General features: G+C 59.8%; 18 protein-coding genes. 7 read left to right on the top strand and 11 right to left on the bottom strand.

Features of this window, described 5'->3' with window-relative positions:
* Window positions 1-58: 58 nt before the first annotated feature.
* From UB90_RS19925 to ilvN, 3 genes are all read left to right on the top strand, one after another.
* Window positions 59-703 (top strand): response regulator transcription factor, encoded by a 645-nt coding sequence (locus UB90_RS19925; protein ID WP_065326573.1) that lies wholly within the window; start codon window positions 59-61, stop codon window positions 701-703.
* A gap of 580 nt (window positions 704-1,283) precedes the next feature.
* Window positions 1,284-3,035, top strand: a complete 1,752-nt coding sequence (locus UB90_RS19920) for an acetolactate synthase 3 large subunit (protein ID WP_065323150.1) — start codon at window positions 1,284-1,286, stop codon at window positions 3,033-3,035.
* Between the two features lie 65 nt (window positions 3,036-3,100).
* Entirely contained in the window at window positions 3,101-3,661 is a 561-nt protein-coding gene (gene ilvN / locus UB90_RS19915; protein WP_005610137.1) for an acetolactate synthase small subunit, read from the top strand.
* A gap of 99 nt (window positions 3,662-3,760) precedes the next feature.
* Here the strand turns inward: ilvN and UB90_RS19910 are convergent, their stop codons facing one another.
* Window positions 3,761-4,174: a hypothetical protein gene (locus UB90_RS19910; RefSeq protein ID WP_005610133.1), complete on the bottom strand. Its 414-nt coding sequence runs from the start codon at window positions 4,172-4,174 to the stop codon at window positions 3,761-3,763.
* A gap of 231 nt (window positions 4,175-4,405) precedes the next feature.
* Here UB90_RS19910 and UB90_RS19905 point away from each other — a divergent pair, with 231 nt between their 5' ends.
* Window positions 4,406-5,167 carry a helix-turn-helix domain-containing protein gene (locus UB90_RS19905; protein WP_005610130.1) on the top strand — a complete coding sequence of 254 codons (762 nt, stop codon included), beginning with the start codon at window positions 4,406-4,408 and terminating at the stop codon, window positions 5,165-5,167.
* Here the strand turns inward: UB90_RS19905 and UB90_RS19900 are convergent.
* From UB90_RS19900 to UB90_RS19870, 7 genes are all read right to left on the bottom strand, one after another.
* On the bottom strand, window positions 5,160-5,966 hold the full coding sequence (locus UB90_RS19900; protein ID WP_065326572.1) for a DUF2189 domain-containing protein: 807 nt from the start codon (window positions 5,964-5,966) through the stop codon (window positions 5,160-5,162). The genes UB90_RS19905 and UB90_RS19900 overlap by 8 nt on opposite strands.
* A gap of 48 nt (window positions 5,967-6,014) precedes the next feature.
* The gene (locus UB90_RS19895) at window positions 6,015-7,394 is read right to left on the bottom strand and encodes an amidase (protein ID WP_065326571.1); all 1,380 of its coding nucleotides are present in this window, start codon (window positions 7,392-7,394) and stop codon (window positions 6,015-6,017) included.
* A gap of 223 nt (window positions 7,395-7,617) precedes the next feature.
* Window positions 7,618-8,247 (bottom strand): LysE family translocator, encoded by a 630-nt coding sequence (locus tag UB90_RS19890; RefSeq protein WP_065326570.1) that lies wholly within the window; start codon window positions 8,245-8,247, stop codon window positions 7,618-7,620.
* A 239-nt stretch (window positions 8,248-8,486) separates the two neighbouring features.
* Entirely contained in the window at window positions 8,487-9,611 is a 1,125-nt protein-coding gene (gene prfB, locus UB90_RS19885; RefSeq protein WP_005610118.1) for a peptide chain release factor 2, read from the bottom strand.
* A 115-nt stretch (window positions 9,612-9,726) separates the two neighbouring features.
* On the bottom strand, window positions 9,727-12,234 hold the full coding sequence (locus UB90_RS19880; RefSeq protein WP_065326569.1) for a penicillin-binding protein 1A: 2,508 nt from the start codon (window positions 12,232-12,234) through the stop codon (window positions 9,727-9,729).
* A 245-nt stretch (window positions 12,235-12,479) separates the two neighbouring features.
* The gene (locus tag UB90_RS19875; protein ID WP_065326568.1) at window positions 12,480-13,718 is read right to left on the bottom strand and encodes an N-acetylmuramoyl-L-alanine amidase; all 1,239 of its coding nucleotides are present in this window, start codon (window positions 13,716-13,718) and stop codon (window positions 12,480-12,482) included.
* A complete protein-coding gene (locus UB90_RS19870; protein ID WP_065326634.1) occupies window positions 13,718-14,863 on the bottom strand; it encodes a pyridoxal phosphate-dependent aminotransferase in 1,146 nt (381 codons plus the stop codon). The genes UB90_RS19875 and UB90_RS19870 overlap by 1 nt, the downstream gene beginning before the upstream one ends.
* On the opposite strand from UB90_RS19870, the gene UB90_RS19865 reads away from it, so the two are divergent.
* Both UB90_RS19865 and UB90_RS19860 read left to right on the top strand, forming a co-directional pair.
* Window positions 14,862-16,307 (top strand): M48 family metalloprotease, encoded by a 1,446-nt coding sequence (locus UB90_RS19865; RefSeq protein ID WP_074712624.1) that lies wholly within the window; start codon window positions 14,862-14,864, stop codon window positions 16,305-16,307. The two genes, UB90_RS19870 and UB90_RS19865, sit on opposite strands and share 2 nt — an antisense overlap.
* The gene (locus UB90_RS19860) at window positions 16,304-17,068 is read left to right on the top strand and encodes a DsbA family protein (RefSeq protein ID WP_065326566.1); all 765 of its coding nucleotides are present in this window, start codon (window positions 16,304-16,306) and stop codon (window positions 17,066-17,068) included. The genes UB90_RS19865 and UB90_RS19860 overlap by 4 nt, the downstream gene beginning before the upstream one ends.
* A gap of 63 nt (window positions 17,069-17,131) precedes the next feature.
* Here the strand turns inward: UB90_RS19860 and ispG are convergent, their stop codons facing one another.
* The 3 genes from ispG to hemA form a co-directional block, all read right to left on the bottom strand.
* Entirely contained in the window at window positions 17,132-18,265 is a 1,134-nt protein-coding gene (gene ispG, locus UB90_RS19855; RefSeq protein ID WP_005622848.1) for a flavodoxin-dependent (E)-4-hydroxy-3-methylbut-2-enyl-diphosphate synthase, read from the bottom strand.
* A 121-nt stretch (window positions 18,266-18,386) separates the two neighbouring features.
* Window positions 18,387-19,604, bottom strand: a complete 1,218-nt coding sequence (locus UB90_RS19850) for a helix-turn-helix domain-containing protein (protein WP_065326565.1) — start codon at window positions 19,602-19,604, stop codon at window positions 18,387-18,389.
* 128 nt (window positions 19,605-19,732) lie between these two features.
* The gene (hemA, locus tag UB90_RS19845) at window positions 19,733-20,956 is read right to left on the bottom strand and encodes a 5-aminolevulinate synthase (RefSeq protein WP_065326633.1); all 1,224 of its coding nucleotides are present in this window, start codon (window positions 20,954-20,956) and stop codon (window positions 19,733-19,735) included.
* A gap of 495 nt (window positions 20,957-21,451) precedes the next feature.
* Here hemA and UB90_RS19840 point away from each other — a divergent pair, with 495 nt between their 5' ends.
* On the top strand, window positions 21,452-22,843 hold the full coding sequence (locus tag UB90_RS19840) for a dipeptidase (protein ID WP_065326564.1): 1,392 nt from the start codon (window positions 21,452-21,454) through the stop codon (window positions 22,841-22,843).
* The last annotated feature ends 73 nt before the right edge of the window (window positions 22,844-22,916 follow it).

The following is a 22,916-nucleotide window of genomic DNA, read 5'->3' as shown; positions in this document are numbered from 1 at the left end:
TGCGGGCGCGGCGCACAACACAGGAAAGCTGGCGATTGACCAAAGCGAGAGACAACAGATGAGCGGCCCAACCCGTGTTTTGATCGTAGACGATCACCCGATGGTCGCCGAGGGCATCCAGTCCATTCTGGAAAGCTACAGCGATATCGAGGTCATAGGCGCAGTCTCCGGCGGTCGAGAGGCGATTGCACAGGCCGAAGCCTGCGCGCCGGACGTCATTCTGATGGATCTCAATATGCCGGATGTCGGCGGCCTCAGTGCGACGGAAATCATCCTTGAACGCCGCCCTGAAACCCGGGTGCTGATCCTGTCGATGCACGATAGCCCGGAATATATCTCCACTGCCCTCAGTCACGGCGCAGTGGGATATGTGCTCAAAGACGTGCAACCCGAGGAAATCAAAACCGCCATTGATGCGGTGATGCGCGGCACGCAATACCTCTGCACCGGGGCGGCAGGATCGCTGTCGCCGCAATCGCATACCAGTCGCGAGGCCCTGACGGGGCGCGAACAGACAATTTTGCTGGAACTCGCACAGGGCAAATCCAACAAGGAAGTCGCCCTCACTCTGGATATCTCGGTGCGCACGGTTGAAACCCACCGCAAGAACATCAAACGCAAGCTCGGGATTTCTTCAACCGCAGGTCTCACCCGCTACGCTCTGGAACATGGCGTACTCCAAGGCACAGGCCGCGGCATCTGAAACAGCACGAGGGCGTCCTCCCGCCCGGCGCCAGATCGGCAAAGCCCGATCCGCTCCCGTTGGGCCGGGCGCCGGGCTGACGCCCGGCGCGGCGCACAGTTGCCAGTCTTCCGCCCAGCCTCCTCTTCTACCCTCAAATATCCCGGAGCGCGAGGCAGCGCCTCGCAAACGGCACCGCGCATCTGCGCGGTGCTCCCCCTGCGCGCCGCAGGCGCTCCTCAAAGCCCTCCAAACCACATGTCGCAGCGCCAGCCATTACAAAATCACGCATCAATATTGCCATAAATATCGCAAACCAGCCCTCAAACGTAAGATAAGTTCACAAACCCGCGAAAAAACCGCCTTTTTGCGGTTGACCCTCCGCCGCCTGCCCCATAATGTCCCCGTCAATGCATGATGGAGACCCTGACGATGGCTCAGCTAGTCGTAATTGTAGGACACACGCGCATGGGCCGGTGACGGTAGACCATAATCGAACCCATGCGCCTCCGATCCTCAAAATCGGGGGCTTTTTTATGCGATACACACTGACGTTAGACTGACGCGAAGAAAGACGATGTCGTGAACTGGAGCAAAGCAGATGACACGTGAAATGACCGGCGCAAAAATGGTTGTTCAAGCCCTCAAAGAACAGGGCGTGGACACGGTATTCGGATATCCCGGAGGCGCTGTCCTACCCATTTACGATGAAATCTTTCAGCAAAATGACATTCGCCACATTCTGGTCCGTCACGAACAGGGCGCGGTGCATGCCGCCGAAGGCTATGCGCGCTCCACCGGCAAACCCGGCGTTGTGCTTGTGACCTCAGGCCCCGGTGCCACCAATGCGGTGACCGGCCTGACGGACGCGCTGTTGGATTCCATCCCGCTGGTGGTTCTCACAGGTCAGGTTCCGACTTTCATGATCGGCTCTGACGCCTTTCAGGAGGCCGACACCGTGGGCATCACCCGCCCCTGCACCAAGCACAACTGGCTGGTGAAGGACACCAACACTCTGGCTTCCACCATCCATGAGGCCTTCCACGTTGCCACCTCTGGACGCCCCGGCCCGGTGCTGATTGACGTGCCAAAGGACGTGCAGTTCGCCACTGGCACCTATCAGCCGCCAAAACCGTCGGCCTCGCATTATCAGCCCGTCGTGAAGGGCGATATGGAAGAGATCACCGAACTGGTTGCCGCAATCGAGACCGCCAAACGCCCGGTGTTTTATACCGGCGGCGGTGTGATCAACTCAGGTCCTGCCGCCAGCCAGTTGCTGCGCGAACTGGTTGAGGCCACGGGCTTTCCGATCACCTCGACATTGATGGGGCTTGGCGCTTATCCGGCGTCCGGCAAACAGTGGCTTGGCATGCTCGGGATGCATGGTCTCTATGAGGCCAATATGGCGATGCATGACTGCGACCTGATGATCAACGTCGGCGCACGCTTTGACGACCGGATCACCGGCCGTATCGATGCCTTCAGCCCCAAATCGGTAAAGGCCCATATCGACATCGACCCCTCCTCGATCAACAAGGTAATCCGCGTCGATATCCCGATTGTCGGCGACGTGGGCCATGTGCTTGAGGATATCCTGAAGGTCTGGAAAAGCCGCGGTCGCAAGACCAACACCGAGGCTCTGGCGAAATGGCAGGGCCAGATCGACGAGTGGCGCGCGGTGAAATGCCTGACCTACGAGATGTCGGAGACCACCATCAAGCCGCAATACGCGCTGGAACGTCTGGAGGCGCTGACCAAGGGGCGGGATCGCTACATCACCACCGAGGTCGGCCAGCACCAGATGTGGGCGGCACAGTTCCTTGGCTTTGAGGATCCAAACCGCTGGATGACCTCCGGTGGGCTGGGCACCATGGGCTATGGAACGCCTGCCTCCATCGGGGCGCAGATCGCGCATCCGGATGCGTTGGTCATCAACGTCGCAGGCGAAGCCTCTTGGCTGATGAACATGCAGGAAATGGGCACCGCGACCCAGTACCGCCTGCCGGTGAAACAGTTCATCCTCAACAATGAACGCCTTGGCATGGTGCGCCAGTGGCAGGAGCTTTTGCATGGTGAGCGCTACTCGCACAGCTGGTCCGAGGCGCTGCCCGATTTTGTAAAGCTCGCCGAAGCCTTTGGGGCCAAGGGTATCATCTGCAAAGATCCCAAGGATCTGGATGATGCGATCATGGAGATGCTTGAATACGACGGGCCGGTGATCTTTGACTGTCTGGTGGAAAAGCACGAAAACTGCTTCCCGATGATCCCCTCGGGCAAAGCCCACAACGAGATGCTGCTGGGCGCAGCCGAGACGCAGGGCGTGATCCAGTCCGGCGGCGCGGTTCTGGTCTGATCATCTGAGATTTGCTTGCAAGGCGCGCAGCGCCTTGCCCCGATATTTCGAGGAAAGGGACTGACATGTCTGCCCTACACATCAAAAAAGGTGCTTCCAAGCACTCCGCCTATAACCTACGCCCGAATTTCTCCGACACGCAGGAGCGGCACACGATCACCGTTCTGGTGGAAAACGAACCCGGCGTACTGGCGCGCGTTATCGGGCTGTTTTCAGGCCGTGGTTACAACATCGACAGCCTCACTGTGGCCGAAGTCGACCACACCGGGCATCTGTCACGTATCACCGTGGTCACCACCGGCACGCCGCAGGTGATCGAACAGATCAAGGCGCAGCTTGGTCGCATCGTGCCGGTGCATGAGGTCACCGACCTCACCGTGGCCGGCCCCTTTGTGGAGCGTGAACTGGCCATCGTCAAAGTGGTCGGCGAAGGCGAAAAGCGCGTCGAGGCGATGCGCCTTGCGGATATTTTCCGCGCCAAAGTCGTGGATACGACGCTCAACAGCTTCATCTTTGAAATCACCGGCACGCCCGACAAGATCGACGCCTTTGCCGATCTGATGCGCCCGCTGGGTCTGACCAAGATCGCCCGCACCGGCGTTGCCGCACTTTTGCGCGGTGAATAACCGCTGCGCATTTCAGCCCGTGTAAAAACAAAAAGCGCACCAAATGGTGCGCTTTTTTTGTGTCCGCTTTATGATCCGGGGTCGCCTGAGACGTAATCGTTAAGCGCGCAGCAATTCCGGGAAAGGCAGAATTTTTGCGCTTTTGCGTTCTCCGGTACTGCGGCGCCCCTCAACACGGGAACTACATCGTTCCGGGATCGACAGGGTGGCCACCTCTGCGCCCTGATGGGCGGTATCAACCGGCTCCTCGCTGCGGTTCTGTTCGCCGCGTTTGCGCGCGCGCAGCACCTCCGCAAGGCTCGGTTCAGCACTTGGTTCAACCACTTGTACGCCGCCGGCCATGCGCACACCACTTTCATACCGGCTTTCGAATTCTACCAGATCGCCCTTTTGCAGCGAGATCGCATCAGCGACCTCCTCCTGCTGCATGTAGTAGGCTAAATCTCTTTGATCTTCACACCAGATGACCGCTTTTGACTTTGCGGTATCGGCCCATACGACAACCCCGATCATTGCGGACCCCATTTTTGCCCGACTCTATTCTGCGTCAAAAGACGGAATTCAAACATCCCAAAGTTTCGAATAGGGAATTGCAATTTGTGTCGGCATTGATACGCTACAGCGTCATAAACTCCGCAATTGAACCTAACTCGCGTCACTTCATGATGCCCTTGCGAACCATCACGCCGCTATCCCGGAACAAACATGTTAAAAAGCTCCCGATCCCCCGCAGAATTAAGGACAGTGTTCGGAGACAATCTGCGCAGTCTCGCTCGGGAGTATCCGTCCATCTCGGAGCTGTCGCGGCGCCTGGGCATCAACCGAACGCAGTTTAACCGCTACCTCTCTGGTGAGAGCTTTCCCCGCCCCGATGTGCTCGACCGGATCTGCAACTTTTTTGAGGTCGATGCGCGGATTTTGCTGGCCCCGGTGGAAACCCTCGACCGTCCGGAAGGCAGCGCGCTGCACAGTGACTACCTCAAGGATTTTATCGACGCGGGCCTGATGCGCGTCACCGAGGATGTATTTCCAACAGGGTTTTATCGCTTCACCCGACGCAGTTTTATCAGCGACGAGAGTTACGTTCTGGGCATCGTGCATGTGAAACGCATTGATGGTGTCACCTATGTGCGCGGATATGAGCCGCGCGCCGGCATGCGCTATCAAGGGCTGTCCACCCATGGCCCCTCGCGCGAGTATCGCGGCTATATGACCTGCCATGAAGATGGGGTGGCCTTTGTGCTGAGCCGTCGCAACACGCTGACCTATTCGTTCAACTATCTTGCGCGGGTCTCAGCGGCGGAAAACAGCCTCTGGACCGGTTATGTGGCACGCACCATCCGCGAAAGCGAAAGCGGCGAGCGGGTGCTGCGGATGATCTATGAATATCTGGGCAATGATGTCAGCACCGCCATCGCGGCGGCGCGCGGCTGCGGCTTTACCACCGCGCCTGAGATCATCCCCTTTCACCGTCGCCTGTTGCAGCTGGGCACACCGTTTAAGTAACGTCCTCCTCGACCCGCAGCAGCCGGTAGAGATGCCAGCTGGAATGCCCAAGCCACGGCAGCACGATCAGCAGGCCGAAGAACCCCGGCAAAAGCGCAACAAAGGTCAGCGTGGCAATCATCACAGCCCATGCCAGCATCGGCAGCGGGTTTGCCTGCACATAGGCAAAGCTGGTGATCATCGCCGTTACAAAATCGATCTCGCGATCGAGCAGCAGCGGCAAGCCCAACACGGTGATCATATAGATCAGCAGCGCAAAGAGCGCGCCGACCACCGTGCCCACCCCCAGCATCATCACCCCCTGCGTGGTCAGGAACACTTCTGACGAGGTGGAGACATTGACCATCGGCATATGGCCAAGAAACAGCGCAAAGATCATATGACCAAGGAAGAACCAGAACAGAAACACCACGATGATAATGGCGCAGATGGATGGCAACTGGCGGCGACTTTGTTCAAAGATCACGCCAAATATCCGCCCCGCATCCAGCCTGCGCCCCTGCTCGATCCGGTGAGAGACCTCGTATAGCCCCACCGCCGCAAAGGGGCCGATCAGTGGAAAGCCGATGGCCGCCAGAACCAGCCAATAGCTGGTTTGCGTCCGAAGCGTCACCCAAGCCATGAACCAGCCCGCAAGCACGTAGAAGCCGGCAAAGATCAGGCCATAGATGGGCTTGGCGCAGAAATCGCGCCAGCCCCCACCGAGCGCCTGCTTCAACGTTGCCCAGCTGACGCGTCGCAACTCTGGCACGCCCAAGGGGCGCGTGATGGGGGCGGTGGTTTCTACGGTTTGCGTCATCTTGCTCCCTTTTGCCTGGCCTGTCCGAGCTGAGTGTGAGGTGTGCGGCTATGTGGCCGAGCGCGCCCGGTGATACCCCTGCCCTAGCCCAAGGATCTGCGCGTCGCTGCCATGGGGGCCGATGATTTGCAGACCAATAGGAAGCTGGTCTGGCCCGCCACGTCCGGCTGGCACCGCAAGCGCAGGCAGCCCGAGGAGGCTTGCGGGCACCACCACCTCCATCCAGCGGTGGTAGGTGTCCATCGCCTGCCCTGCGATCTCTTTCGGGTAGTCCCATTCCACCGGGAAGGGCCAGCATTGCGCGCTTGGCAACAGCACCGCGTCATAGCTGTCAAACATACGCGCAGCCGCACGCATCCAGCCCGCACGCAAATCTGACGCCTCTTGCACCTCTTGGCCCGAAAACCCCAGCCCCCGATCAAGCTCCCAAAGAGCGGCCTCTTTCAACTGATCGCGCCGGTCCTTCAGCGCGCGCAAGCCCGCAGCCACGGCAAAGGAGCGCAGCGTGATCCAGCTTTGCCAGATTTTCTCAGCCGGATAAGGAGGCGCCAGACGATCGACCTGATGGCCCTGCCCCTCCAGCGTTGCAATGGCTGCCTCGCAGGTGTCGAGGATGCCCTCCTCCATCGGATAGGCCCCTCCCCAATCGCCAAGCCAGCCCAGCCGCAGCGATTTAGGTGGGCTGAGCGGAGATACTTTTTCGGCCCCGCGGTGCAGTGGCAGGCGCGGATCGCCGCCAGACATCACATCCATCAGCAGCGCCAGATCATCGGGTGTGCGCGCCATCGGCCCATTGCTGGCCAGCGTGTGCAAAAAGACATCGCCAACCGGTTCAGACGGCACCCAGCCCCAGGTCGGGCGAAAGCCGTAGATCTCATTCCAGCCCGCCGGATTGCGCAGGGACCCCATCATGTCAGAGCCATCCGCCAGCGGCACCATTCCCGCAGCCAGCGCAACCGCAGCCCCGCCAGAAGAGCCCCCCGCAGACCGGCTTGGGTCCACCACATTGCCAGTTGCGCCGTAGACGGGATTATAGGTGTGCGAGCCAAGGCCAAACTCAGGCGTATTGGTCTTGCCGATCACGATCACGCCCGCCGCGCGCAGCCGCGCCACAAAGATATCATCGTCCTGCGCCACCTGCCCCGCAAAGATCGGCGATCCCTGCGCGCAGACCAGACCCTTTGCATTGGACAGATCCTTGATCGCCATCGGCACACCGTGAAGCGCACCGCGCTCATCCATCGGCACCGCATCTGCTGCGCGCGCCTCTGCCATCAGCTCCTCGGCCGGGCGCAGGGCAACAATCGCATTGAGTTCCGGGTTGCGCTCAGCGATCCGCGCAAGCGTGGCTTCCATCAAAGCCTCGGCGGTCAGCGACCCGCGCGCAAGGTCCTGCAAAATCTCGGTGGCTGTCCTGTCGCAAAGCATGATCGCAATTTCCTCTCAGTCTATATGACTGAGAGCCTAGGACGCCGATAACGGTCTGCAAAGCCCCTAAAATTCTGCCGTGCTGCAGAATGTCCGATGCGCAGCCGTTGACAAATAGATGCCTATGAGATGCATCAATAATTTGTACGGAACTTAGAATTGGCAGGACTGGAACGCGCCTTAGCCGCGCGCCTCATTCAGGCGAGGCCTCACAGGTGAAAACCTACGGCGACTGGATGCGCGCTGTCAGGATCTTGATGCTGGCGGCACCAAATCCAACCGCAAATATCCCTTCAAACCCACGGCGCAGTTTGAGGTAAATCCTTGTCATGCTCTGCGATGAGAAAAGCAGCGCATATCCGTGAAACACGAGCGCACTCTGTACCCCAACCGCCGCAATGACAATCATCAGGTCCTGAACGCCGGTTCCAGCCGGAACCCCAAGAGAGAACAAAGACCCAAAGAACAATATTGCCTTTGGGTTGGTCAGATGGAGCGCCAAGCCCTTTGCATAAAGGGAGCGTTTTCCACCCGCAAAGGACTTTGTGGCCAAGTCCTTGCTGGAGAGCGCAGATCGTGCCGCCTTATACGCCAGGTACATCAGATATGCGGCACCGAAGTAGCGCACCATCTCAAAGATCCAGACATGCGCCAGCATAACGGCCCCAAGGCCCATTGCCGCAGCAACCGACCACGTCAGAGATCCGGTGGTGATGCCCGCAGCCAATGCAAGCCCCGAGGCCCGGCCAGAGGCCATAGAGGTCCCCGCAAGGGCAAGCGTCGCAGGACCGGGGCTGGCCACGGCGATCAAAGCCGCAAGGAGAATGAGCGGAAGGTTCACATCTAAAAGCATCGGATCTCCTCACAGCAATTTTGCTCACCGTTTCGCACGCATCCCCGATTGTCAATTTCCGGCTCGGTCCCACCCGTCATCACAGGCGCCCGCAGCGCGCCCGTCAGGGCGCGCTGCCACGCCCAACGCCGGAAGGGCATCTGTGATGCCTGCACCGGGGGCGGGAGCGCATGCGACGCAAGAAAAAACCCCTGACCATCCGGTCAGGGGTTTTCAGATAGGGTTTGGCAAAAAGAGGCTTAATCTTCGCTCTTAGCGTCGGCGCGGCTTTTGCCTGCGACTTTCATCGCCAGTGTCGCGGCCATAAATCCATCCAGATCACCATCCAGCACCCCTTTGGTGTCGGCGGTCTCATGGTTGGTGCGCAGGTCTTTGACCATCTGATAGGGCTGCATCACATAAGAGCGGATCTGGTTGCCCCAGCCCGCGTCGCCCTTGGCTTCGTGCAGGGCATTCACCTCAGCGTTGCGACGATCAAGCTCCAACTGATAAAGGCGCGATTTCAGGGCCTTCATGGCGATGTCGCGGTTCTGGTGCTGCGATTTCTCGGATGAGGTCACCACGATGCCCGTGGGCTCGTGGGTGATCCGCACCGCAGAGTCGGTGGTGTTAACGTGCTGACCGCCCGCACCGGACGACCGGTATGTGTCGATGCGGATGTCGGCTGGGTTGACCTCGATCTCGATATTATCATCAATCACCGGATAGGCGCCCACGGCGGCAAAGGATGTTTCGCGCGTGCCCTTGCCAAAGGGCGAAATCCGCACCAACCGGTGGGTGCCGCTCTCAGACTTCAGCCAGCCATAGGCGTTGTGGCCCTTGATCTGATAGGTGGCGGATTTGATCCCCGCCTCAGCGCCCGCCTGCTCTTCCTGCAGATCAACGCTAAAGCCCCGGCTCTCGGCCCAACGCACATACATCCGCGCCAGCATCGACGCCCAGTCGCAAGCCTCGGTACCGCCCGCGCCTGCCTTGATTTCAAGGAAGGCATCGTTGGGGTCGGTCTCGCCATCCAGAAGCGCTTCCAGCTCTTTCTGGGCGGCTTTTTCCTTCAGCGCCTTCAAGGTTTCCTCGGCGTCCTTGACGACCTCGTCATCCTCTTCCATCTCGCCAAGCTCAATCAACTCGACGCTATCGTCGAGGTCCTGGCGAATGCCCTTATAGGTGTCGATTGCGTCGACCAGAGATTGACGATCCCGCATCAGCTTTTGCGCCGCCGCCGGGTCATCCCAGAGGTTGGGATCTTCCACACGCGCATTGAATTCCTCAAGCCGGAATTCCGCCGTCTCCCAGTTCATCCGCTGGGCAAGCAGGTCGAGCGATTTTTCGATATCGGCCACGATGGTCTGGATCTCGGCGCGCATGAGCATTCCTTGAAATCTTGTTTGAGAGTGGGTGATACCGCACGTCCGGGACCACTACAAGAGTGCGGGCAAGCGAGGATTACTCGCCTGCCCGCATCAAAACGATTGGGGATGGTTAGTAAAGCCCGCCAGAGCTTACGTCGCCAAAGGTGGCCTTGGGCCCCAGCACGGCGGTGCCGCCGCTGGAGGTGGTGACCTGACGCCCGGATTCGGTGACCTCCTCAAAGAGCGGCAGGTTGGAACCCATGCCAAAGCCCCCATCAAAGGCGAGACCAAAGATCGGCTCTTCGCCATCGCGGAAATACTCCGCCACCACGTTGGCACCCCCAGCTTCATTGGGCAGACGGCTGCCGGTGTAGCGGTCGATCTTGATGAAGTGGCCACCGGGAGGCACCTCGAACGGGCCGCCACCGTATTTTTCGGTCGCCTTCTGCATGAACTGCTGGAACACCGGACCGCAAAGCGTGCCACCGTATCCGCGACCGCCCCGCATCGGGCGCGGGTTGTCATAGCCAAAATAGCAACCAGCCACGATGTTCGATGTGAAGCCCACAAACCACGCATCCCGCGCGTCATTGGTGGTCCCGGTTTTGCCTGCTGTGGGCACTGGCAGATTGATAACGCTGGAAGCGGTGCCGCGATCCACCACACCTTTGAGCATGGAGGTCAGCTGATACGCGGTGATCGGGTCCATCACCTGTTCACGGTTGGTCACGATCTTGGGCGCGATGCCCTGTTCCAACTCCGTATAGCTACAATCGACGCAATCGCGATCATCATGGCGATAGATCGTCCGGCCAAAGCGATCCTGAATACGGTCCACCAGTGTTGGCTCAACCCGCTCACCGCCATTTGCAAACATCGCATAGGCTGCAACCATCTTATAAAGAGTGGTCTCTTCCGCGCCGAGGGAGTTGGCGAGGAAGGTGCCCATGTTGTCGTAGACACCAAAGCGCTCAGCATAGCCCGCCACCACCGGCATCCCGACCTCTTGCGCCAAACGAATGGTCATAAGGTTCCGGCTCATCTCGATCCCGGTGCGCAGTGGTGTGGGGCCATAGAACTTGTGGTTGGAGTTCTTGGGCCGCCAGACCCCCTGCGGTGTGTTCACCTCGATGGGGGCGTCGATCACGATGGTTGCGGGGCTGTAGCCACTATCAAGTGCCGCTGCATAAACGAAGGGTTTGAAGCTGGAACCCGGCTGACGCTGCGCCTGTGTGGCGCGGTTGAAGACCGAATGCTGGTAGGAAAAGCCCCCCTGCATCGCCAGAACCCGGCCAGAGTTCACGTCCATCGCGACAAAACCGCCCTGCACTTCGGGAACCTGACGGGCGGACCAGTGTTTGACACTGTCGCCATCGCGGATCGCCATCGCGTGGATCACATCCCCCGGCTTGAAGTTGTCAAAGAAGTTGCCGCGCATCCATTTGATGTCAGAGCGTGGAATGGTTCCGGTGCCTTCGACGCTTTCAACCCCGATGGTCAGCGCATTGTCTTCGACCTTCAGAACCACCGCTGGCAGCCATGCGCCATCCTCGGTGATGATATCGCGAGAGGCATCGGAATTGCTCAGCGCCTCGCGCCAACTGGTTTCCTCGCCCAGAAGCTCCGGGTCGATCTCGGCGATCGGACCCTGCCAGACACCGGTGCTGCGGTCGAACTGTTCCAGCCCCTTGCGCATGGCAAGGGCCGCTTCTGTCTGCATTTCCTCGTCGATGGTGGCGCGGATGGTGAAACCACCGGTAAAGAACTCCCCCTCACCAAAGTCGACAGACAATTGGCGGCGGATTTCATCGGTAAAGTAGTCACGCGGCGGCAGTGCCGTGCGGAAGGCGTCGAAATCACCGTTCTGAACCGAACGCAGCGGCTGGTCGCGCTCCACTTTATAAACGGCTTCAGAGATATAGCCGTTCTCTTTCATCTCGCGCAGCACGTAGTTGCGGCGATTGAGCAGGCGTTCATGTTCGCGCACTGGATGGTAATCCGAGGGCGCTTTGGGCATCGACGCGAGCGTCGCGGCCTCATGCGGTTCCAACTCGCCAAGCGTTTTGTTGAAATAGGTCTGCGCCGCTGCCGTTACACCATAAGAGTTCTGACCGAGGAAAATCTCGTTCAGATACAGCTCCAGGATCTTATCCTTGGACAGCGTCTCCTCCAGCCGTGTGGCGAGGATGATCTCTTTGATTTTACGCTCCGCGCGACGGTCGCCGGACAGAAGGAAGTTCTTCATCACCTGCTGGGTAATGGTGGAGGCACCGCGGACGTTTTGACCACGCGATTTTACCGCCTCGATCCCAGCAGCCAGAATGCCGCGCGCGTCATAGCCAGCATGAGAATAGAAGTTCTTGTCTTCGGCCGAGATAAACGCCTGTTTCACCAGCGCCGGAATTTCATCCGAGGGCGTAAACAGGCGGCGTTCCTTGGCAAACTCGTCAATCAGCTGCCCCTCGCCCGAGAAAATCCGGCTGATGGTTGGCGGCTGGTATTGCGCCAGTGATTCATGGCTTGGCAAATCCCGGCCATAGACCCAGAAAATCGCCCCTATGGACAGGGCCATAACCCCAATGCCAAGGGTGATGGTACTGAATATGGATCCAAAGATGGACAGAATGAATCTGATCACAGTGTGGGCCTCTCTCGCACGATGCGGCCCCTTATAGGGGGCAAGGTGACAAGGGTCAAAACGAGTTATGGCGGCACCAAAGGCACCACCGGTTAGGAGGTAGCGCGCAGCTTAGCAGATGCCAGCGCGCCTGTATCCTCAGATTGGGATATGAGGGCATAAACCGGCAAAAACCAGCGAAATCGGCGATAAACTGCGGGGAAGATGATGGCACGTCGCATCACCTTGACGTGTAGACAACTGGCTTACTGGCGCACCAAGGCCCGGCGGGCGGCGTCTTCTTCGCGCCATGCCAGCAAACCGTTCAGAATGCTTTGCGCCGTTTTTGCCTGCCAGTCGGGATCAGTGAGCAACTCCAGATCGCGTGGGCTGGACATAAACCCAAGCTCAATCAGGATGGACGGGATGTCGGCGGATTTCAGCACCGAAAACCCAGCGGATCGCAGCGGGCGACGGTTGACCGGTCCGCCCTGCTCCATCAGGGCCTCAATCACCGAACGCGCAAGGGCCGTGCTGCGCGGATGGGTCTCTTGGCGGGCCAGATCGAGCATCACGTCCGTGACCTCATCATCTGCATCGGTCAGATCGCTGCCTGAGAGCAAATCGGCGCGGTCGTGGCGCTCTGCGAGCTTGGCAGAGGCCACATCGGAGGCGTCTTTTGACAAAGTGTAGACCACCGTCCCATGGGCCATGCCCTCGGTGACCGCATCTGCATGCAGCGAGATAAACAGATCCGCGCCTTGCTGATGCGCCATGGCAATCCGGCGTTCGAGCGAGACGAAATAATCGCCCTCCCGGGTCAACAGCACCTCAAACGCGCCAGAACGCACCAGACGCTCTCCCAGATCATAGGCAAAGGCCAGCATCAGGTCTTTTTCCGCAATGCCTCCCTCGGCCTCAGCACCGGGATCAAGGCCGCCATGACCAGGATCGATCATCACCACCAAGGGCGCGTCCTCGTCGCGGGGCGCATTTGTGGCGATTTCAGCGGCACTTGGCAGATCAAGACGTGGATCACGCGGCGCACCTGCGGTGGCGGCAAAGGTCTCTGCATCCGTCGGCGCAAGCCGGACCAAAAGGGTTGCGGCACTGGTTTCTGCGTCGATATTCATCGCGGCCGTGCGCAGCTGCATCGGCTCTGTCAGTTTCAGCACCATCCGCGACCAGCCGGGCACATAGCCGCCAAACCGCGCGCTTTCGATTGTCTCGGAGCGGTCAAATGTCTCTAGCTGCAGCCCGGTCCAATCCACTTCCTGAAAGTCCAATACCAGCCGATACGGGTCGCGCAGCGCAAAAATCCGGTATGGCACCCCTTGGCTGAGGCCCAGTTGCAGCTCGACATCTGACCCTTTGTCCACAAGGCTGCTCTGTTCGGGCAGCACCCGCGCCAATGCGGAAAACCCCTGCGCCAGCGCCGCAGCAGGCGACAGGATCGACAGGGTCAGGATCAGGCAAGTCGTGAGGCGTGCCGCAAACAGTCGCATCACGCCCGCGCCTCCATAAAGGTCTTCAGCCGTGCAAGGCCTTCCTCGATATCTGCGGTAGAGCGCGCATAGGAAAACCGCAGCGTGGTGGCACCGCGCACCGGGTCAAAGTCCAATCCCGGCGTCACCGCGACCCCTGCGTTTTCAAGCACTTCTGCGGCAAAGCTGCGGCTGTCATCGGTGAGGTCCGAAACATCCGCATAGACATAAAACGCCCCGTCAGGCGGTGCGATCTTGGTGAACCCCGCCTTTGGCAGCCCCTCAAGCATCAGAGCGCGGTTTTTCGCGTAAACGGCAAGGTTGGCTTGCAGCTCCTCGCCACAATCCATCGCGGCGAGGGCCGCGACCTGACTGGCGTGCGGGGCGCAGATGAACATATTTTGCGCGATCCGCTCAATGGTGCGGATATGATCCTCGGGCGCCACCATCCAGCCTACACGCCAGCCGGTCATCGAGAAATACTTGGAAAAGGAGTTGATGACATAGGCGTCATCCGAGATTTCCAGCGCCGTCACCGCCTTAGCCTCGTATTCGATGCCGTGATAGATCTCGTCAGAGATAAAGCTTGCACCTTCAGAATGCGCGGCCTCCATCAGCGCCGCCAGCGCCGGTTTGTCGAGCATGGTGCCGGTGGGGTTGGCGGGGCTTGCCACCATCAATCCGGCAAGGTTCTGGTTGCGGATATCATCGGCCACCGGTTGCAGGCGATGCTCGGGCGCGGTCTGAATATCGACGGGCTGCATGCCAAGGGCGCTCAGGATCTGGCGATAGGACGGATAGCCCGGCGCGCCAATGCCAACCCGGTCGCCACTGTCAAAGAGCGATGTGAAACTCAGGATGAATGCCCCCGAGGAGCCGGGGGTGATCACCACCCGCTCCGGGTTCAGGTCCACATTATACCACTCGCCGTAAAGCCGTGCGATACGTTGCCGCAGCGCGGGCAGCCCAAGTGCAACGGTATAGCCCATGGCGTCACGCTCCAACGCATCGGCAAGCGCCCGCCGCGCGGCCTCTGGCGCGCCCGTAGAGGGCTGGCCCACTTCCATATGGATGATATGACGGCCCTGCTCTTCCGCTTTGCGGGCAGCTTCCATCACATCCATCACAATGAAGGGATCGACCTTGGACCGGCTTGAGTTTCGCATGTTGATCTCCCATGGTGCGGCCATGAGTTTTGACCGCGTATTCTCTCTGGCGTCAATCCCGTGTGCACGCCTGTTTCGACTTCTTTCCCACGCGGTCAGAGGCCGGTCGGGATATATGCAGACACAGGGTCTGATCTTGGTGGCGGCGCTGACGCTGGCCCCATTCGCCGCACAAGCGCAATCCATCCGGCTGCTGCGCGACGCTGATATCGAAAACGGTCTGACGGAATTGGCGCGTCCCATCCTGACCGCGGCGGGTCTTAGCCCGCGACGGGTGCGGATCCTGGTGGTAGATGACAGCAGTTTCAATGCTTTCGTGATCGATCATCGCGCAATATTTGTGAACTACGGGCTGATCCTAAAGGCGGAAACGCCTGAAATGTTGCAGGCGGTTCTGGCCCATGAAGCCGCCCATATCGCCAATGGCCATATCGGGCGGCGCATTCAGAATATGCGGTCTGCGAGCACCGCTGCGGGCTTGGGCACGGCGCTTGGGATGCTGGCCGCGATTGCGGGTGGTGGTGAGGCTGGCGCAGGCGTGGCTTTTGGGGTGCAATCATCAGCACTGCGCAATTTCTTGTCCCACACCCGCGCCGAAGAATCCTCCGCCGACCGCTCCGCCATCGGGTTTTTGACCGCCGCCGGGATCAATCCCAAGGGTATGGTCGACCTGCACCGCATCTTTGCCGGACAAGAGGCGCTCAGCGCCTCGTCGCAAGATCCTTATATGCGGTCGCACCCGCTGACCCGTGACCGGATGCGCGCGGCCGAGGCCTATGTGGCGAGTGCTGGTAACGGCCCCGCAACCAATCCCGAAGCCGCCTATTGGCTGGCGCGGGTGCAGGGCAAGCTTTCTGCGTTTACCCGTGCACCGAGCTGGACCAAACGGCGCAGCTCTTCCGAGACCTATGCGGATGTGAAGCGGATGCGTCTGGCTGTGGCGCAGCATCGCCAGCACAATTATGGCCGCGCCCAAAAAGAAATGCAGGCGCTTTTGGCCTCTCGCCCCAAGGATGCCTATTATCATGAGCTTTGGGGGCAGATCCTTTATGAAAACCGCCGCTGGGCGGCGGCAGTCGCGGCATTTGGCACTGCGGCAAAGCTGGCCCCAAATGAACCGCTGATCCTTGCGAGCCTTGGACGCGCAGAACTCGCTGCAGGCAATCCGCGCGCGGCACTCAAGACGATGGAAAAGGCGCGCGGTCTCGATTTTCGCAACGCAACCTTGCTGCGTGATATGTCGCTGGCCTACGCCCAGACCAAACAAACCGGTATGGCCGCCCTTGTGACCGCAGAGCGTTACGCCCTGCAAGGGCGGCTGAAAGATGCAGGCCCGCACGCAAAACGCGCAACGGGACTGCTGGCAAAAGGGTCTCCGGCGTGGCGCCGGGCCCAAGATGTTCTGATTGCCTTTGAACAAGACGAGAAAAGGAAACAAAAATGATTGCCCCGACACGCATGGCCCTGATGGCGGCCTGCGCGCTCTCTCTCACCGCTCCGGCGGCGCGGGCGCTTGATCTCGACAATATGACCCCCGGCGAACAGGAGGCCTTTGGCGCGGCTGTACGCAGCTATCTTCTGGAAAACCCGCAGGTGATCCTTGAGGCGGTGGATGTGCTGGAACAACAGCAGCAACAGGCCGAAGCGGCACGCGATGATGCCCTAGTGAAGGCCAACCTGCAGGAATTGCAGGACGATGGCTATTCCTGGGTGGGGGGCAACCCCGAAGGTGATATCACTTTGGTCGAATTCATGGACTACCGCTGTGGCTATTGCCGCAAGGCCGCGCCGGAAGTCGAGGCATTGCTGGCGGCTGACAAGAATATCCGCTTTGTCGTCAAGGAGTTCCCAATCCTTGGAGAAGCCTCCATGGTGTCTTCGCGTTTTGCGGTGGCCACCAAAATGGTTGCTGGTGACGAGGCCTATAAGAACATCCACGACACGTTGATTGCCTTTCAGGGGGAACCAAATGAGGTCGCGCTGCGTCGCATGGCTGAAGGTCTGTCACTGGATGCGGATGCAATCCTTGCCAAGATGGATGACCCGGAGGTGACGGACCAGATCCAGCGCACCCGCACTCTGGCACAGACCTTGTCGATCTCTGGCACGCCGACCTTTGTTCTGGAAGACGAGATGCTGCGGGGCTATCTGCCCGCAGACCAGCTTCAGATTATGATCGACACTATTCGCGAAAATCGCAACTGATCCACCCGCCGGGGGCTCTGCCCCCGGACCCCCGGGATATTTGGGGTTAGAAGATACAGGGCGTCATTCCGCCGCTTTGATCTCCTCAGCCGCTTGCGCATCCAGCGCGGCGGCTTTTTTCTCGACCTCTTCTACGATGTGGTCGATCATCTGGTCATTGGACATTTTGTGGCTGGCCTTGCCCGCCAGATAGACCATGCCGGAGCCGGCCCCGCCGCCGGTGAAGCCCACGTCGGTCATCAATGCCTCGCCCGGGCCGTTCACGACGCAGCCGATGATCGACAGGCTCATCGGGGTTTTGATGTGCTCAAGCCGTTCTTCCAGTGCCTCAACCGTCTTGATGACGTCAAAGCCCTGACGCGCGCAGCTGGGGCAGGAGATGATATTAACGCCCCGGTGGCGCAGCCCGAGGGATTTGAGGATTTCAAAGCCTACTTTGACTTCCTCGACCGGGTCTGCCGAAAGGCTCACACGTAAGGTGTCGCCGATCCCCATCCACAAAAGCTGACCAAGGCCGATTGCGGATTTGATCGTGCCGGACATCAGCCCTCCGGCCTCGGTGATGCCGAGGTGAATCGGCGCGTCGGTGGCATCCGCAAGCATCTGATAGGCGGCAGCCGACATGAAGACGTCAGAGGCTTTTACCGAGATCTTGAACTCGTGAAAATCATGATCCTGCAGGATCTTAATATGGTCGAGACCAGACTCGACCATCGCATCCGGGCAGGGTTCGCCGTATTTTTCCAGCAGGTGTTTTTCCAAGCTGCCCGCGTTCACACCGATGCGGATTGAACAATTGTGGTCGCGGGCGGCTCTGATCACCTCTGCCACACGCTTTTCATCACCGATATTGCCGGGGTTGATGCGCAGGCAGGCCGCCCCCGCCTCCGCAGCCTCAATGCCGCGTTTGTAGTGGAAATGGATGTCGGCGACGATCGGAACCGGGCTTTCGCGCACGATTTCCTTAAGCGCGCGGGCTGAGGCCTCATCCGGGACAGACACGCGCACGATGTCAGCGCCAGCCTCTGCGGCGGCCTGGACCTGCGCGATGGTGCCTTTGATATCGGTGGTCAATGTGTTGGTCATCGTCTGCACCGCAATGGGCGCATCGCCTCCGACGGGCACATTGCCCACATGGATTTGGCGGCTCTTGCGGCGTTCGATGTTCCGCCAGGGGCGGATGTGATTCATGGACATGGCTGCCTCGTCCTGCGTGTCGCGTGCCCCTTAGATAGGCCGACGCCCCGGAGCCTGCAATGGCTGTCCGGGGCGTTGTGCAAATCCATGGGTCATCCCGGCGCGATACACGCGGTATTGATCAGTCGGAGTTGGTGACCGGGCTGGTTTGGGTGGCGCGCAACTGGGCCACCATAGTGGCAAGCGCCTGATTCTGTTCTGCCTCAAGATCCGCGATCTGAAAGCGTCCGCTTAGAGCGTCAGGGGAGAGGTCGACGTTTTTAGTGACCTGCCCGCGCCCACCGACGGGGCCGTAGTGCTGGCCATTGACCGCAAAATAGATCGCGCTGCTCTCGCCGGTGCGTAGCTGTGGCGCATCCTCCGTCAGCGGCACCTCGAAGGTCTGTCCCGGCTCCATGATGGTTTCAAAGATCACAGAGCCATCGGCCGCTTTGACCTGAACCCAAGAGGGGCGCACGGCAATCATTTCGACCGAAGGCGCGCGGTCTTCCAGAACCTGCGGCACCGCGAGGTCGGTGTATTCATTTGCGGGCACCATGGCGTCGGCCAAGACAATGCCCGGCTGCTCAAACCCGGCGAAATTGCCGTGGGCGCGCGGATCGAGGGTGGAGATCGGCGCATCACGGGCCACCAGCACCGGCACATCAAGCGCCTGTGGGCGATAAAGACGGTCCAAAGCCTCGGTCGCGGGATCTTCGGTCAGTTCTGCCGCTGCAAGCGTCGCGCTGGCCAATGGGTCAAGCTCCGCAAGAACTTCTGGCGTTTGCTCGACAGGGGCGAATGTCACCTGCTGCACCTCGTGCAGAATTTTCCAGCCACCAAAGCCCAGACCACCGATTACGGTGGCCAGAACCAAGAGCGATCCGATGGCGCGCGGGTCAATCTGGCTGAGGAAGCTGTCGGTCACCGGTACAAATGGCGTGGCGGAATTGCTGAAGGCATCGCCGCCAAGACCATTGCTGCTGACGGCGGCCATATCACGGGGTTTGCGCACCGATGCCTCGGACGACATGCCATGGGCGACGGAAAATCCGCTTTCGGCGCAAAAGCCCGCAAAGGCCTTTTCCGGGTCCATGTTCAGATAGCGGGCGTAAGAGCGCACATACCCTGCAATAAACCCGGGCGTGTCGAAAACGGTCGGGTCGCAGTTTTCAATCGCGTCGATGTAAGAAGCCTTGATCCGGAGTTCGCGTTGTACATCCAGCAGAGACTTACCCATGGTTGCGCGTTCACCGCGCATCATGTCGCCAAGTCGCAACTCGAAATCGTCGAAACCGCGTGGCGGTTCCGGGGTATCTTCACGACGTCCAAAAGTGCGCTGCGTTAGGCGCCCGATCATGCCTGCTGTCCCATCAAGTCCTGCCGTTTTGCGACATTTACGCTGTACCAACCGATTCCCGATTCGTCAGCGCAGTTTCATTGATGAAAGAATAACACAATTCTGTTTAATGAACACTTAGCTTAGGTTCATCCGGCCAGTTCGGCGCGATTTAGCGCACAATGCGACCAAAGGTTATCCATTGCGCGGATCAGGTGGTCCATTTCGCCGGGCCCATGCACCGGAGACGGCGTGAAGCGCAGACGTTCGGTGCCCCGCGGCACGGTCGGGAAGTTAATCGGCTGCACGTAGATGCCAAAATCAGACAGCAGCATGTCCGACAACTTTTTAGTGTGGACCGGGTTTCCGACAATCACCGGCACGATGTGGCTGCCGTGATCAATAACGGGCAGGCCCATCATCTTGAGGCGTGTTTTCAGGTAACGCGCCTGTTCCTGATGCTTGTCGCGCAGCTCCTGCGCGGTCTTCAGATAGCGCACAGACGCTGCCGCCCCTGCGGCAATTGCAGGCGCCAGCGAGGTGGTAAAGATGAAACCCGGCGCATAAGAGCGAATGGCGTCGCACATTTTCTCGGAGGCGGCGATGTAGCCGCCCATGACGCCATAGGCCTTGGCGAGGGTGCCGTTGATGATGTCGATGCGATGCGCGAGGTTGTCGCGCTCGGTCACGCCCCCACCCCGTGGGCCATACATCCCCACCGCATGCACCTCGTCGATATAGGTCAGCGCGTTGAATTCATCCGCCAGATCGCAGATTTCCTTGATCGGGCCAAAATCGCCATCCATGGAATAGACGCTTTCAAAGGCGATGAGCTTGGGCGCGGCGGGATCATCAGCCTCCAGCAACTCGCGCAGATGGGCGACATCATTGTGGCGGAAGACCCGCTTGGCGCCACCGTTGCGGCGCACGCCCTCGATCATCGAGGCATGGTTCAGCGCGTCAGAATAGATGATGAGCCCCGGCAGCAGCTTGGGCAGCGTCGACAGGGTCGCGTCATTGGCAATATAAGCGGAGGTGAACAGAAGTGCTGCCTCCTTGCCATGCAGATCGGCAAGCTCGGTTTCCAGTTCTTTGTGATAGACAGTGGTGCCGGAGATATTACGCGTCCCGCCCGAGCCTGCACCGGTGGAGTCGATTGCTTCGCGCATCGCCTTCAGCACAACCGGGTGCTGGCCCATGCCAAGGTAGTCATTGCCGCACCAGACGGTGATCTCTTGTTCGCTGCCATCGGGGCGGGTCCAGACCGCATGCGGGAACTGACCGCGACGGCGTTCGATATCAATGAACGTCCGATAGCGGCCTTCTTCGTGAAGGCGTTCAATCGCTGCGTCGAGTTGTGCGGTATAGTCCACCGTCATCTCCATAGCTGTCTGCCGGTGCCACTCCGGCCTGGCTGCGTCTTGATCCCGACCTGCCCCTTGGGGCAACAAACGCCGCGATCCTTGTCGCGGTGTCTAACCGGCACCTTTGTCCTCATCAACGTGATAGAGTGTCACGGCCCCCATCATCCTTGATACAGGTCAAATAAACCTTTCAGAGGTTTTAGAACCATTCTGAACTTCAGGCAAGCTTACGAACCATCAAAGCTGCCATGCATCCTGCGCGCAAAACGCCGCAGGGGGCGGGCTGTGTTGCGGATAGGAAACCTTTGTTCTGCAACGGGTTTTACGTGGCTACCGTGCGTGCAAAAGCCCGGCACCCGCCGGAAACCGCTGGTGATGTTCTGATACAATCGTGCGACTGGCCCTTGTCATATTGCGCTGCTAGGCTCCGTCCCGAGACCCGCCCGGCCCTGTCGATGTGTCATCGCGCCCGGTGCGGGCAGGCACTATTTTCAGGAGCGACCCATGTCCCTTACCCCGGTTCTCGATAAGATCGATTCCGATATTTCCGCCGCCACCGACCGGCTGCTGGAGCTTTTGCGTATTCCCTCCATTTCCACCGACCCCGCCTATAAGGCCGACTGCGACGCCGCCGCAGACTGGTTGGTGAAAGATCTGAATTCCATCGGCATCAAGGCCGAAAAGCGCGAAACACCGGGCCACCCCATGGTGGTGGGCCATGTGGGCGAAGAAAACACCGACGGCCCGCATCTGCTGTTTTACGGCCATTACGACGTGCAACCGGTAGATCCACTCAACCTCTGGAACACGCCCCCCTTTGAGCCCAAGCTCGAAGAAACCGCCAACGGCACGGTGATCCGGGGCCGTGGTGCATCGGATGACAAGGGCCAGCTGATGACCTTTGTGGAGGCCTGCCGCGCCTGGCAGGCGGTGCATGGCACCCTGCCCTGCCGCATCACCTTCTTCTTTGAGGGTGAAGAGGAATCTGGCTCACCCTCGCTGATCCCCTTCCTCAATGCGGCCAAGGAAGAGCTGTCGGCGGATATTGCCCTGATCTGCGACACGTCGATGGTGGCGCGCGGGGTGCCGTCGGTGGCGTCGCAACTGCGCGGCATGATGAAGGATGAGTTCACCCTGATCGGCCCCAAGATCGACCTGCATTCCGGCCATTACGGCGGCCCCGGCCTCAACCCGCTGCGCGAGATGTCCCACATCATCGCTTCTTTCCACGACACCGAATCCGGTGCCGTCGCCGTGGAGGGGTTCTATGAAGGAGTGCATGAGGTGCCCGCCGATATCCTGCGCCAGTGGGAAGGCTGTGGCTTTGACGAAAAAGACTACCTGTCCAATGCGGGCTACACCGAGGCGCATGGCGAGAAGAAATATTCCGTGCTGGAACAGCAATGGGCGCGCCCGACTCTGGAGATCAACGGTCTATGGGGCGGCTATCAAGGCGCGGGCACCAAGACGGTGATTCCGTCCGAGGCGCATTGCAAGATCACCTGCCGTCTGGTGGGAGACATGGACCCGGCCGCATTGCGCAAGAAGATCCGCAAACATGTCGAGGATCGCCTGCCCACGGATTGCACCGTGAAGTGGGATCTCGATCTGGATGGTGCCCCCGCCTATGTGATCGACACCACCCGCCCCGAGTTTGAGGCCGCCCGTGGCGCGCTGACCGAGGAATGGAACCGCGAGGCGGTGTTCTCCGGCATGGGCGGGTCCATCCCGGTGGCGGGCTATTTCAAGTCGATCCTCGGAATGGACGCGATGCTGATCGGCTTTGCCAATGAGGATGACGCGATCCACTCTCCGAATGAGAAATATGACCTAGAGAGCTTCCACAAGGGTATCCGCTCTTGGGCGCGGGTGCTGGACGCGCTGAGCAAGGCATAAAGCGTTCCGGGGGCATTCAGCGCCCCCGTCTAAGCCACAAGGACAGCCCCCGACCTAGGGAGAGGGCTGTCCG

Origin of the sequence: Tritonibacter mobilis, from assembly GCF_001681715.1 — a bacterium.
GTDB classification, from domain to species: Bacteria; Pseudomonadota; Alphaproteobacteria; order Rhodobacterales; family Rhodobacteraceae; genus Epibacterium; species Epibacterium mobile.
The sequence above is the reverse complement of the archived record's forward strand: the minus strand, read 5'-3'. Positions and strand labels throughout refer to the sequence as shown.

Excerpts from the sequence above, each read along its gene's own strand:
- UB90_RS19840 (WP_065326564.1), top strand. The coding sequence starts at position 21,452 with ATGTCCCTTACCCCGGTTCTCGATAAGATCGATTCCGATATTTCCGCC.
- UB90_RS19890 (WP_065326570.1), bottom strand. The coding sequence starts at position 8,247 with ATGCTTTTAGATGTGAACCTTCCGCTCATTCTCCTTGCGGCTTTGATC.
- UB90_RS19865 (WP_074712624.1), top strand. The coding sequence starts at position 14,862 with ATGTTGATCTCCCATGGTGCGGCCATGAGTTTTGACCGCGTATTCTCT.
- UB90_RS19900 (WP_065326572.1), bottom strand. The coding sequence starts at position 5,966 with ATGACGCAAACCGTAGAAACCACCGCCCCCATCACGCGCCCCTTGGGC.
- ispG (WP_005622848.1), bottom strand. The coding sequence starts at position 18,265 with ATGTCCATGAATCACATCCGCCCCTGGCGGAACATCGAACGCCGCAAG.
- prfB (WP_005610118.1), bottom strand. The coding sequence starts at position 9,611 with ATGCGCGCCGAGATCCAGACCATCGTGGCCGATATCGAAAAATCGCTC.
- UB90_RS19910 (WP_005610133.1), bottom strand. The coding sequence starts at position 4,174 with ATGATCGGGGTTGTCGTATGGGCCGATACCGCAAAGTCAAAAGCGGTC.
- ilvN (WP_005610137.1), top strand. The coding sequence starts at position 3,101 with ATGTCTGCCCTACACATCAAAAAAGGTGCTTCCAAGCACTCCGCCTAT.
- UB90_RS19920 (WP_065323150.1), top strand. The coding sequence starts at position 1,284 with ATGACACGTGAAATGACCGGCGCAAAAATGGTTGTTCAAGCCCTCAAA.
- UB90_RS19895 (WP_065326571.1), bottom strand. The coding sequence starts at position 7,394 with ATGCTTTGCGACAGGACAGCCACCGAGATTTTGCAGGACCTTGCGCGC.
- UB90_RS19875 (WP_065326568.1), bottom strand. The coding sequence starts at position 13,718 with ATGCGACTGTTTGCGGCACGCCTCACGACTTGCCTGATCCTGACCCTG.
- UB90_RS19850 (WP_065326565.1), bottom strand. The coding sequence starts at position 19,604 with ATGATCGGGCGCCTAACGCAGCGCACTTTTGGACGTCGTGAAGATACC.
- UB90_RS19925 (WP_065326573.1), top strand. The coding sequence starts at position 59 with ATGAGCGGCCCAACCCGTGTTTTGATCGTAGACGATCACCCGATGGTC.
- UB90_RS19860 (WP_065326566.1), top strand. The coding sequence starts at position 16,304 with ATGATTGCCCCGACACGCATGGCCCTGATGGCGGCCTGCGCGCTCTCT.
- UB90_RS19870 (WP_065326634.1), bottom strand. The coding sequence starts at position 14,863 with ATGCGAAACTCAAGCCGGTCCAAGGTCGATCCCTTCATTGTGATGGAT.